Annotated in this window: 12 protein-coding genes; 1 reads left to right on the plus strand and 11 read right to left on the minus strand. The window is 50.1% G+C overall.

The features are described from left to right. The first annotated feature begins 145 nt into the window (after nt 1–145). The gene (locus VJL_RS06125; RefSeq protein ID WP_038876487.1) at nt 146–2,869 is read left to right on the plus strand and encodes a DUF2339 domain-containing protein; all 2,724 of its coding nucleotides are present in this window, start codon (nt 146–148) and stop codon (nt 2,867–2,869) included. A gap of 109 nt (nt 2,870–2,978) precedes the next feature. Here VJL_RS06125 and VJL_RS06130 read toward each other — a convergent pair whose 3' ends face one another. From VJL_RS06130 to flgC, 11 genes are read right to left on the minus strand one after another with little or no spacing between them, the layout of a single operon-like run. Further along, on the minus strand, nt 2,979–4,019 hold the full coding sequence (locus VJL_RS06130) for a flagellin (protein WP_038876489.1): 1,041 nt from the start codon (nt 4,017–4,019) through the stop codon (nt 2,979–2,981). 11 nt (nt 4,020–4,030) lie between these two features. Then, nucleotides 4,031–4,930 carry a flagellar hook-associated protein FlgL gene (gene flgL / locus VJL_RS06135; RefSeq protein ID WP_005432410.1) on the minus strand — a complete coding sequence of 300 codons (900 nt, stop codon included), beginning with the start codon at nt 4,928–4,930 and terminating at the stop codon, nt 4,031–4,033. A 12-nt stretch (nt 4,931–4,942) separates the two neighbouring features. Beyond that, complete coding sequence (gene flgK, locus VJL_RS06140; RefSeq protein WP_038876493.1) at nt 4,943–6,316, minus strand: flagellar hook-associated protein FlgK; 1,374 nt, start codon at nt 6,314–6,316, stop codon at nt 4,943–4,945. Then, nucleotides 6,317–6,865: a rod-binding protein gene (locus VJL_RS06145; RefSeq protein ID WP_038876494.1), complete on the minus strand. Its 549-nt coding sequence runs from the start codon at nt 6,863–6,865 to the stop codon at nt 6,317–6,319. 10 nt (nt 6,866–6,875) lie between these two features. Further along, on the minus strand, nt 6,876–7,997 hold the full coding sequence (locus VJL_RS06150; protein ID WP_038876497.1) for a flagellar basal body P-ring protein FlgI: 1,122 nt from the start codon (nt 7,995–7,997) through the stop codon (nt 6,876–6,878). Further along, nucleotides 7,997–8,668, minus strand: a complete 672-nt coding sequence (gene flgH, locus VJL_RS06155; RefSeq protein ID WP_005435900.1) for a flagellar basal body L-ring protein FlgH — start codon at nt 8,666–8,668, stop codon at nt 7,997–7,999. Before flgH ends, VJL_RS06150 begins: the two co-directional genes overlap by 1 nt. A gap of 32 nt (nt 8,669–8,700) precedes the next feature. Then, nucleotides 8,701–9,486: a flagellar basal-body rod protein FlgG gene (gene flgG, locus VJL_RS06160; protein ID WP_038876499.1), complete on the minus strand. Its 786-nt coding sequence runs from the start codon at nt 9,484–9,486 to the stop codon at nt 8,701–8,703. A 39-nt stretch (nt 9,487–9,525) separates the two neighbouring features. Next, the gene (gene flgF, locus VJL_RS06165; protein ID WP_005435899.1) at nt 9,526–10,257 is read right to left on the minus strand and encodes a flagellar basal-body rod protein FlgF; all 732 of its coding nucleotides are present in this window, start codon (nt 10,255–10,257) and stop codon (nt 9,526–9,528) included. A gap of 12 nt (nt 10,258–10,269) precedes the next feature. After that, on the minus strand, nt 10,270–11,469 hold the full coding sequence (gene flgE, locus VJL_RS06170) for a flagellar hook protein FlgE (protein ID WP_038876502.1): 1,200 nt from the start codon (nt 11,467–11,469) through the stop codon (nt 10,270–10,272). A 26-nt stretch (nt 11,470–11,495) separates the two neighbouring features. Next, a complete protein-coding gene (gene flgD, locus VJL_RS06175; protein ID WP_005535962.1) occupies nt 11,496–12,182 on the minus strand; it encodes a flagellar hook assembly protein FlgD in 687 nt (228 codons plus the stop codon). Further along, nucleotides 12,182–12,616: a flagellar basal body rod protein FlgC gene (gene flgC / locus VJL_RS06180; RefSeq protein WP_005432431.1), complete on the minus strand. Its 435-nt coding sequence runs from the start codon at nt 12,614–12,616 to the stop codon at nt 12,182–12,184. Before flgC ends, flgD begins: the two co-directional genes overlap by 1 nt. Between the last annotated feature and the right edge of the window lie 2 nt (nt 12,617–12,618).

A 12,618-nucleotide genomic window follows, 5' to 3' on the forward strand; every position in this document is an offset into this window, starting at 1 on the left:
GCAGACAAGCTGCCAGTGTTCGTCCAAATATGCGACTCCATCTCAAAACTATCGTTCTCGGTTGTATATCGCGTTAGCTTGTCACACAGTGAACTAAGCTTAGCTAAGTTGCTCAAAGTTAAGGATTCTGAAACAAGGACAGGGAGTGCAGCAGTTGTTTATCTCATTGGCGGTTATCTTGGCGGTTTGCGCCTTACTCATCACATTGAAAGCAGTCGGTCGAATATCGAGGCTCGAAGACGAAGTATCTCAGCTTCATAAAGAACTGGCAGAACTGCGCGCGCGTTGGTTCGAGAGAGACACACCGCCGACTCCAGAACCCGAGCAACACGCCTCTCAACCACAACAGGCGTCGCCAGAACAGCCCGCACAACCTAGTGCTCCGACGCTTGAATCAAGTCCAACACTGGTTTCAGAGCCAACCTCTGCGCCTCTAACAGCCAAAGAAGTACCACCGCCAATTATCGAGCCGAGCCTCCCGTCACTCGATGAAGTACACATAGGTGGTCTGGCGCAAAGCAGTGAATCCGTGTTTGAGAAACAAGCCAATAAGCTGCTGACCAACATCCAAGAAAACTGGTTGGTTTGGGTTGGCGCGCTCGCCATGTTAATTGGTGGTGGTTACCTTGTACAAGTGATTGGCAGTCATATTGAGTTCTCACCAATCATGCGCGTGACCATCGCATTCTCCATCTCTCTTGCTACCGTGATAGCAGGTGAATGGTTCCATCGCCGCGAGCAGAAATCCCCAGACCGAGCAGGACGAGCGAAAGGCTTTACTTACGTTCCTGCCGCCATTACCGGAACAGGGTTAACTGGCATCTACTGCACGGTGATCTTTGCGTTTGTCTTCTATCAGCTCTTATCGCCAGGTGCATCACTGGTTATCTTGGCGGGTGCGGCATTTTCGAGCTTAGCGCTTTCTCTACGCCAAGGGCCTTTGATGGCCGTACTTGGTTTAATTGGAGGTTATTCAGCACCACTTTGGATTGGCGGTGCAGAGCCTAACTATTACTTACTCGCTAGCTACATCACTGCAATTTCAATTGCCGCAACGCTACTGATGCAAAAGATCCGACACGCTTGGATTTCACCCTCAATTACCGTGCCGCATATTTTGTGGATGCTGTTACTGATTGAAAGCATGCCGATAGAGCAACTTTTCTCATGGCTTGCGATCTTCCTTTCTCTGAGTTTGTACCTGCTGTTTACGGTGCCAAGAATGGGTTGGATACTCAAACCACGTTACCGTCATTGCCAAGGCAAATGGACACATCCACCGACAGGTATTGCTCTCGCGCTGACATTATTAGTGCTTTCGGCACTAGCTCGCATGTCTAGCGTTGATACCGCTGAGATGATTTACTTCTATGCCTTCTTTACTGCCATGATTTGGCTACCCGCCGTTCGTAAAGGTTGGTCATTAAGAGTCTATTTACCATCGATATTGGTTCCTTCTACCGCAATCATGCTGCTTTCTATTGCGCTTGAATCTATCTACATGGCTGAAGGACAAACGCCAGTACTGCTCGCGCTCGGCATTAGTATTGTTTTGATTGCACTGAGAACATTATTCCAGACATTGGCAGGTGACCGCTCTCAACTAACAGGCATCCTCTTCCTTGTACTCGCCCCTGCAATGACTTTTATTACCCTGCTCTACACCTACGAGTTCATGAGCGGTCATGTTCTAGGTTGGACACTCTTCACCGCTGCAGTTGCGGTTTACTACGCCTTGATTGGACAAAGATTCAAAGCGTTGGCACTGGAATGCTCTGCCATCATGCATGCCATCATTGCCGGAACGGCTTTCGTTTGGCTGAATGACACATGGCTCACGACCGCTATTTCGATTCAAGTGGCGGTTATGGCGTTGCAGACTCAAGCCAATGTTTTCCGCCCAGCGAGTTGGGCAGTCAAAGTCGCCATGGGCATCTTAGTCGTACGTCTAACGCTGTTACCGTTTATTCCAGAGTGGCAGCCTGTCAATGCGGGACACTGGGCTTGGGTGCTGATCAGTTACCTGCCTTCTTTGGCGATTCTTGCTTACGCTCGCACTGTGTTACATCGCTCAGATACAGAGCTCGCCAATTGGTTTGAAGGGGCGTTCTTACACGTGTTCTTGATGGCGGTGTTCACCCAAACCAACTACTGGCTGACGGGACAATACGTCTACCTTGGCTACATCGATTTCACTTCGGCGATTGTGTTTGCTAACCAAGCATTAGCGATGGGGTTGGTTTACAGCTATCGCAGTCAGTTTGCGCAGCAATTAGAACGCGTTTATCAAGCATACTGCTATCTACTTTGGGGCGCTTTTGTTGTGCTGATGATGTTGCTCAATAGCCTAGAATCACCGTTGATGGTCAATAATGTTTCCGCTGAATCCATGCCTGTGTTCAACATGCTGTCTCTTGGCTGGTTGTTGCCTGCGATTGTTTTGCTAGTAACCACTTACAAGCGTTGGAACACATTGCAGATCCCACGCCCTGTGGTCGCTAGCTTTGGTCTTATCTTGGCAGCCATTTGGCTAGGTATGTCAATTCGCCAATTCTGGCAACCTATCTCGATGACGCTAGCTCAGCCAACTGGCATGGCAGAGCTGTTTACTTACTCGATTGCTGGTTTGATTGTCGGCGGCATACTGACTTGGGTTGGCGCAACCCGCAAAGCGATGACGATTCAACGCATTGGCTTAGCCGTACTGGCATGCGTCGCGCTTAAGGTGTTCTTATGGGATGTTCGTTCACTGGATGGCTTCTGGCGTGCGATCAGCTTCTTGGGCCTAGGTGCATCACTGATTGGATTAGGATGGCTATTCCAAAAACTCCACCGCTCGGTCGCGGAACCTGTCGAGCAAGTGGAATAGAGTTTAAGATAAGAAAGGTGATTCCCAACTCTATTCTGGGTTACGCAACCACTAGTGAATTGAGAAGGGAATCTTGGAGTGTTCTTAAAGCGCTATTTCAACTGAGGTCTTATTTCAAAAGCGCCACAACCGTATGACGACGAACATTCGCTTGTGCATTCAGCGCTTGGAATGTCGAGCTAAACTGACCGGAAGCGGCCATAAAGCCATCGAGTTTCGCATTGACATCAGCAGCACTTAACTGCTTGGATTGGCTCTGCACTGTACGCATTTGGGAGTTCAATTCTCCGTGAAACGCTTTGGCTTCTTCCAAGCTGGTTTGTACCTGCCTTATATGCTGATTCACTTTGGCGATGGTTTGCTTAATGCCATCACGAGAGCCTAAATCAAAGCTCAACTCAGCGATGCCATCCGGTTCTGATTTTAGGTTCAGAACATTCGCTTGTCCTGCAGGAAAACGATGACCTTCACCCGTCACTAGCACCTTTTGCTGCATTTGTTGATATGCGGTATCGCGCGCTTCAAACAAAATGGTGCCGTCTTCTGCCAGTGACGCTCGCATGCCCATCGCAATCAAACTGCGGTCGAGCATTTTTACGGTGCGCGCACCATCGGCTTGACCATCAAATTGGATCATCACCGATTGGCCTTGCGGGAAATCTAAACGGATTTGCTCGGCTTTCTCACTCAAACGATGCACGTTCAAACCGGGAATGGAGAAACGGCGAATATCCGCTTTATCCAGTTTGAGGTGCAGTTCGTTATCAATCACTTTCTGCCCGTCAAAACGTGCCTGTTCAACCACTTGTTGAATCGACGCTTTAGAACGTACTAGTCCTTCTTGCAGGCCGGGAACATTCTGCACGCCTTGATTGACAGCTTGGGTCAAACCTCGCTTGATTTGAGTCAGCTCTTTACCAATCACTTGCAACGATTTAGAGGCGATTTGCACCGCGGTTGCTTGTTGCTGGCCTTGAGTAAGCTGAATGCCAGAAACGGAATAGGCTGACGCGGTGTCAGCCTGAACTTGCGTAGGACGCGGCTTAATCGCACTGCTCGAATCCGCTGAGCGGGTTGGCATGATAGAGGCTTGTTCTTGCCCACCTAAGCGTATGCTATGGGGTCTTACCTCTACTGTGCTCATCACCATACAAAACTTCCTTAAATACGATCAAACAGGTTGAGATCGTTGATCTTCACGTAGCTAGCTTGCGTTGCTTGTAACGCCGCCATGTAGTTGCTCAAACGTACTGATGCCTCACCGTAATCCAATGCCGATAAGTCACTGGTCACCTTATCAACGAACAACTTGTTTTCGCCGTGTGCACTGTCCATTAGGTCAAGGTTGTTGTGGCGACCACCGATTTCTGTCATCGCCCCCAGTACGTTCGCCAAGGTATCATCAATGGCAGATAAGCTAGCGTCTACTTCCGCTTGAAAATTCGGACTCGGGTTCTCAAATTCTGCAATCAACGCATCGATTTGGTTCAATACGTTATCGCCACCGCCAAGCTCCAGAATCTCTTTCGCCGTCATATTGGAATCCATGGTCACGCCCTTTGCGACGGTGACCACGCGCTTATCACTGTTGCCATCAACTTGGTACGCACCACCAGCATTGCTCACTGCCGGCGTGTCCGTCTGAGTACCTGAAAACAGGTAGTGGCCTTCTTCGTCCTGCGCATTGAATGAGGATTCAATCGAATCACGGTAGCTTTTAAGCTCGATGATCATGCCGCTGCGGTCTTCATCGGTTAATGTGCCGTTCGCGCCCCAAAGCACCAAATCACGCACACTCTTCAAGCTCTCGTTGACCGAATCCAAATGGGTTTCTTGAGCAGAAAGTGTGGTTTTCAGATTGGCGATATTACTCTGGTACTGGCCGATCGCGCTGTTTTCACGTTCAAGGTTCAGCAGCTTTATCGACGCCATAGGATCGTCAGAAAGCTTGGTTAGTCGGTCACCCGTGGCCATTTGTTGAAGAACATGCCCCAAACCTGCGTTGTTGGTTTGCAGGCTTTGCAGCATCATTTGGCTAAATTGACTGTCACTGATTCGCATCTCGGGTTCCTTTTAGAATAACTGCAATACAGAGTCGAAAAGCTGGTTAGCGGTGCTAATGACTTTCATGTTGGCGTTGTGTGCATTAGCGAATGTCATCAGGTTCGCCGCTTCTTCGTCGCTGTTCACCGCACTGACGTTGTCGCGCGCGGCATGCGCTTGTTTGTTCATTGCCGCTTTAGCTTCATAATCCGCTTCTGCTTGGCGTGCTTTGATCGCCGTTTCACCGACCATTGCGGTGAACGCATCGTTTAAGCTCAGCGAGCCATAGCCAGTGACTGAAACCGGCTTATTGCTCAGTTGAATTAGGTCATTCAACACATCCGCATTGCCCGGCGTGCCATCGCTGGAGAACGCTAATTCTTCCGCGCTAATATTGGTAATGGTTAGGCTCGCTGCTGGGTTTGCTGGGTCGTAGCTAAACAATGGCTTGCCCGGATTGCCGTTGAGATCTTGCCCTGTAGCCAGAACAGCGTTGTATTCATCCGCCAATGCTTTTGCCATGTCATCCAAAGCGACTTGGTTTGGCTTAAGCACATCGGTTTGATAATCGTTAATCGCGCCCAACTTACCGCCTACCGAGTGGTCAATGACAAAGCTTTGCGAGGCGAAATCGACACTCAAATCCGCAAGATATGGGTCGCTTGGATCTGGCTTCGCTGTCAGCTGACCATAATCCGAACCCATTACCAAAGGCTGACCAGAAGCGAGTGTCACCTGCATGCTGCCGTCTGGTTGGTCGGTGGTTTTGATTTCAACGATTTGAGAAAGCTCGCCAATCAGCACATCGCGAGTGTCCATCAATTGAGCCGGATTGCCGCCTGTGCCTTGCATCTCGACAATCTGCTTGTTCACATCCGCAATGTTCGCCATCACGCTATTGGCATGGTTCAACGCCGCAGTGCGCTGGTCACTCATGTCTTTATGCTGATTATGAAGGGACTCAGTTAACGTATTGAATCGGCGCGCCAACGCTTCTGATTCATTAATGATTTGCTGACGGTATGGGATTGATTCTGGTTTTACTGTGGCATCATTAAGCGCAGCATTAAGGGAATCTAACCCCGCAGAAACGCTAAAACCATCCGCGCCAAGCGTATTCTCAAGCTGGCTCATTGCGGTGGTATAACCCGCCGAATACGCCACTAAACTGTTGGTAGACCACGTTTGCTTCACCAAGAACTGGTCTGTGACACGACGAATGCTCGTCACTTCAACACCCATACCTGGGCTGAGCTTGTTGTACTTACCGTCACCAACAGACGCGGTTAGCGCTTGTTGTCGGCTATATCCCGGTGTGTTGATGTTTGCCACGTTTTGTGCGGTCACATCCAACGCCACACGGTTCGCGTTTAAGCCTGAAAGGGCGATATTAACAAGGTTCATTTACAGCTCCATTTTCCTGATCAGCGGCTGAGTAAACGCGGTCGTCATTCCGGCTTCACCGAGCACTTGTTTAACAGAGGCGACCGCTTGAAGCGTGGGATTAACTGCGTCGGTCTTCATCGCGATTTCATCGCTTTCAAGTTGTGACGTGCGTTCAAGGCTGACCACTTTTCCATCGTTCGCCGGAGAAACATTACGTGATTGGTCGAACGCCACTTCTCGCATTGAAGGGCTAAGTTGCTGGATCAGCATATTGGCGATACCAGAGTTCTGTTTTTTCGCCAACTCCATCGCCAATTGTCCATCGTACATATCGCGAAACACGCCTTGTTGTTGGCTAGCAAACGGGCTGTCTTTGTCGGCCAATACATCACTGCTACTGCGCATTTGGCGTAGCACCATTTGTAGGAACATCGCCTCGAATTGACTCGCAACCACTTCAAGAGCACCTTCTTGATCGCGGCTTTTCTTGATGCTCGCTAGGGCGCTGTTGTCGTGATACAGCATGGTATTGAGTTGTGCTTGATCGCCGCTCGTGTCTAACTTCATCGCTAACTCCTTAAATCACCACAAGCTCAGCATTCAGCGCGCCCGCTTCGTTCAATGCTTGCAGAATCGACATCAGATCCGTTGGCGTTGCGCCTAAGCTGTTTACGGCGTTGACGATGGTGTTCAGTTCCGTACCCGGAGGCCAAATCACCATTTGCGCTTGCTCTTCGTTTACTTCGATTTGGGTTTGATCCACGACTTTGGTTTCACCATCAGCAAACGCGTTTGGTTGGCTGACTTGTTGAGATTCGGAGATTCGAACAGTCAAGTTGCCGTGGCTTACTGCCGCTTCACCCACTTTGACATTTTTACCGATGACGACGGTGCCAGTACGAGAGTTGAAAACAATTCGAGCCGGTTTGCGACCTTCTTCCACGCTCATTTCTTCCAACATCGACATCATGGTCACACGCTGTTGAGTGTCCATCGGCGCACGCATTTCGACGCGCGCTTTGTTGATGGCTTTCGCTACGTTTGGACCAAAAGTATTGTTGATTTCACGGGCGATATTCTTCGCTGTCGTAAAGCTAGGCTTGCGCAGATTCAACGTGATTTCGTCACGCTTGTTAAAATCGGTTTCGATTTCTCGCTCCAACGTTGCTCCATTTGGAATTCGGCCTGCGGTTGGTGTGTTTACTTCTACTTTAGAGCCGCTTCTGCCTTCGGCTGACAGACCGCCAACAACCACACTACCTTGCGCAATGGCATACACTTCACCATCAATACCGCGCAGTGGCGTTAGCAGTAACGTGCCGCCGCGCAAGCTTTTCGCATCGCCGATAGAGGAAACCACTACGTCCAAGGTTTGACCAGGGCCCGCCATTGGGTCAACGGATGCGGTAACACTTACAGAAGCCACGTTACGTAACTTCGGGTTCATGCTGTCGTCAATCTGAACACCAAATTGGCGCAGCATGTTAGTAATCGATTGAGCGGTGAATTTCACTTGGTTACGGTCGCCTTGACCGGCCAAGCCCACGACTAAACCGTAACCGACTAATTGGTTTTCTCGGATGCCCTGTACATCCACCAAGTCCATGATCGGAATTTCCACTTCGGCATGTGAAGTGGCAGGAAGTCCCAAGGTCAGAGCCAATAGGAAAGAAGTAAAGAATGCGTTGATTGGCTTCATTAGAATGGTACCCATGGGCTGTTGAAGAACTGAGTCAGCCACCCGGCTGCGTTGCTGTCCGCTAATGCGCCACGACCAGCGTAGGTAATGCGAGCATCCGCAATACGTTGAGAAGACACTTGGTTGCTGCGGTTGATGTCATCAACACGCACAATACCTGTTAGGCGAATAAACTCATCGCCTTGGTTGAGTCGGAGCCACTTTTCACCGCTAATGCGAAGCACACCATTTGGCAGTACCTCATGAACAGTCACGGTGATCGCGCCTTGTAACTTGTTGCCTTGCGAGCTGGATGCGCTGCCATCAAAGTTACGGCTGCCATCAATACTCACGCCTAACTCGTCTATGGTTTTGGTGCCAATAGTTGGCGTAGCAAAGTCAACGGTAGAGCTTTTACCAAACTGAGTGCCCGCTTTCTTGCTGGACTCGGTCTCTTCAGAAAGCTGCACAGTCAAGACATCACCCACTCGGTAAGCGCGGCGGTCTTGGAATAACGTCATGGTGTATTGGTGACGATAAAGGCTGCCGGATTTGGCTTCTGGCAAGGTGTAATCCAGCACTGGCGGCGCGTATTCCTCTGTGTTTGGCTCAGGTGGAATAAACTCCTGACGCCCTGCACATCCCACCAGCAACACGACGGCAACTGCCCAACTCTTCGAAAGCCATTTCATTGCTTTTTCCTTCATCATCACCAATTTCTTACTTACATCGATTGCGCGACAAACTTCAGCATGTCGTCTGCGGCAGAAACTACTTTGGCGTTCATCTCGTACGCGCGTTGAGTGGTGATCATGTCGACCATCTCTTCCACTACCTGCACGTTTGAGCCTTCTAAAGCGCCCTGTTTGATGCTGCCTGCTCCGTCTTCGCCTGCAATCAATTCATCCGCAGGACCACTTGCTTCTGTTTCACGGAACAAGTTACCGCCAACGGCTTCTAGGCCCGCAGGGTTGATGAACTTCGCCAGCGTGATTTGACCCAACTGCTGCGGCGTTGGATCGTCAGCCGATATGGTTGTTACCGTGCCATCCACACCCACAGAGAACGAAATCGCGTTGTCTGGGATTTGAATTTGCGGCTCTAGTGGCAAGCCTTGGCTGTTGACCATCAAACCCTCTGAGTTGATGTGGAACTGACCATTACGCGTGTACATGATCTGACCGTCAGAGTTTTCGATTTGAAAGAAGCCTTGCCCCATCACCGCTAAATCCAACTCTTGAGTGGTGTTTTGTGTGTTGCCTTGAGTGAATACTTTTTGAGTTCCGACTACGCGAACACCGGAACCAAGCTGAACACCGCTTGGCAGTTCATTCACTTGGTCGACTTGCGCGCCCGGCTGACGCTGAATGCTGTAAAACAAGTCTTCAAACACCACGCGATCACGCTTAAAGCCGACCGTGTTAACGTTCGCTAGGTTGTTAGAGATGGCAGTCATTTTGGTATCTTGAGCTGCCATGCCCGTTTTACTTACCCATAATGCTGAATGCATTGGTTATCTCCTTTGGACGAGAACCCCTTGCTGAGAGGGTTATCTCGCCGCCATCAATTTGTTTCCGGCTTGCGCCAAGGTTTCTGCGGTTTTCATCATGCGAACCTGCATTTCGAAGTTACGTGTTAGCGACATCACGCTCAGCAGTTCATCAATGGCAGACACGTTACTGCCCTCAATGTGCTCTGGAGAAAGCTGCACGGTTTCATCCGCAGGGAAAGGCACGCCATCTACGCTGTGTAGCAAGCTGTCGCTCTCTTTTTGCAGTTGGTTGATTGGTGGTTTCACCATTTTCAAGGTGCCCACTTCCACTTCTGCACCACCACCCGGAGGAATCACAGAAACGCGGCCACGTTCACTGATTTCAATCTTCTGAAAATCAGGCACAACGATTGGTCCGTTTTCACCGACAACAGGGAAACCATTGATGCTCATTGCGCCAAAGGTATCGACTTTGATGTTGCCTGCTCGGGTGTATGCTTCATTGCCAATTGGCGTTTCAACGGTGAGGTAGCCCTCGCCCATGATCGCCACATCGAGAGGACGACCGGTTTTCATGATGTCACCAGAATCAAAACGCGTTGCGGCTGAGTTGGTCACCACCATGGTGCGGCCATCAAAACCCGCACCTTGTAGCTCAACGCTGCGAACGCGTTCCATATCTGCACGGAAACCTGCGGTGTCAGCATTCGATAAGTTGTTCGAACGTACGTGCTGAGCCTTAAGAACTCGACTCGCACCCGACGTGGCAGTAAATAACAAGCTATCCATGCGACTCTCCCATTACACCGCGTTGAACAGAGCTTGAGTCAGCTTGTCATTGGTCGAAATGGTTTTCGCGTTCGCTTGGTAGTTACGCTGCGCCGTCATAAGCGCAACCAGTTCGCTGGTTAAGTCAACGTTAGAACCTTCTAGCGCACCCGGTGTTAAGTCACCCAATGTGCCTGTGCCCGGAACACCCATGATTGGCGCGCCAGAGCTAAAGCTTTGTGTCCAAGCCGTGCCGCTCACTTTCGATAGACCTTGCGCGTTAGCAAAATCCGCAAGCACAACCTGACCTTGCAGCTGAGACTGACCATTAGTGTAAGTCGCGTAAACCATGCCGTTGTCTTCCACTCGAACGCCCGCAAGCTCACCTGAGGTGTAACCGTTCGGGTTGTTGGTGCTCACGCCAAACGCAGCGCCAAACTGAGTGCTGCCGTTCAAGCTGATATCAATGCTCATTGCGTTTGCGCCCGCTGCTGGGAATGCAACATTGAATGAACCCGTTGGAGAAGCGAGCGTGCCGTCAGTATTGAATTGAACCGTTTGAGCCGTTGCTGGCGTTGTTGGTGCACCGTCGACTTCCACGTTCACTTGCCATTCGTTATCTGATGTCTTGGTGAAGTACTGAGTGACTGTGTGCGAGTTGCCAAGTGAGTCGTACACCTTAGTGGTGTAAGAAGAGTTGAATGAGTTTGGATCGGAAGAATCGAATGGGTAAACCGCTTGATCGACTGCCGTTGCGCTTGCGTCGAAGTTCGCCACAAAGTCCAGATTGTCGGTCGCTTTTGCGTTAAGTGAAGAAGTAGATACTTTGATGTCGCCAACTGAGCCAGTTTGAAGGTTCGCATTGTTGTCTACGCTGTAACCTTGCAACTTGGCACCGTTATTTGCGGTCACAAAGTTGTTCTTATCAGTACCAAACACACCTGCGCGAGTGTAAAGCATCTGACCCATGTGATCTTTCGTCACGAAAAAACCACTGCCATTGATCGCCAAGTCCATTGCACGACCCGTGCCTGTCACCGAACCATTCTTATCGAAGTTCTGAGAAATCGACGCCACTTCTACGCCGCCCGGTTGCATACCGTTGTAAACCGCGGCAAATTCTGTGCGTCCACCTTTAAAGCCGTACGTTGATGCGTTGGCAATGTTGTGGCTGATGGTGTTTAACTCTGTGTTGGTCGCATCCAGACCACTAAGTGCGATGTTAAAACTCATAAATAACCTCTGATTTCCTTATTTGGTTAAGCACCAAACTGAGTGATTTGATAGAAAGGAACGTTGCCAACGCCTTGAACATTGACCAGTGCTGCGCCACCTGAGCTAGGAATACGTACCTGCTCAACCGTACCTGCCAGCAAAACATTTGGGCTCTTTTGCCCTTCTTGAACTTCCACCGCAACGGTGTATTTACCCGGTTTCAAACCAAGCTCTTCGGGATTGATCGAGAACTCGACGTCACCCGCACCGTGTGCACCTAAAGGCACTTTGGTTGATTGGCCGAACTCATCTTTGACGACTAACGTCACTTGGTTCGAACCGTGTTCAAGCTCGACCTTGCCACTTTGCACACCTTCACCAAGTTCAAACTCGTTTGAAGAGACGTACACGGTTTGACCAACCAAACCAGCCGTTGAAAGCACCTGCATGTTGTCGAGCAATACCATGCTGTTTTGCATCAGCATCGACATGTTTTCAGTACTTTGAACTTGCGAAAATTGCGCTAGCTGGCTGACATACTCAGTGCCATCAAGCGGGTTAAGTGGATCTTGGTTTTGAATTTGCGCCACCATGAGCGAGATAAACTCGTTTTGCAGTGACGTTGCGCTGTTCATATCCGATGGGTTCGCAGAAATGCCGCCGGTATCACCACTAGCGGTAGTTGCGACTGGTGCGTCAGAAGAGAGCGCAGTGTATTGTGCGAGACTCATTAATTACCCTGCCCTAATCGAAGCAGACCTTGCTGCATGCTTTTCACATTCGTCAGCACTTCCACGTTGGTTTCAAAGCTGCGCGTTGCGGACATCATGTCGGCCATCTCTGACACCACATCAATGTCTGGGTAGTACACATAGCCTTCATCGTTCGCTAACGGGTTGTTAGGTTCAAAGCGTTTTTCTGCCTGACCTGCGTTTTGCACCACATCTACAATGCGCACTTCCGCATTCGGATAAACACCGTTTTCCGTCGCCATCTGCGTTTTTTGATACACAGTGGCGAACACAGGTTTGAGTGCTTTGTAGGCATCATCCGGATTGGCAGACACCGCGTCGGCGTTGGCAAGGTTACTGGCTACCGTGTTCAGGCGAACGGTTTGTGCCGTCATCGCCGAGCCAGTGATCGAATAGATATCAGTAAATGACATGT

The sequence above is a fragment of the Vibrio jasicida CAIM 1864 = LMG 25398 genome, assembly GCF_000400365.1.
GTDB classification, from domain to species: domain Bacteria; phylum Pseudomonadota; class Gammaproteobacteria; order Enterobacterales; family Vibrionaceae; genus Vibrio; species Vibrio jasicida.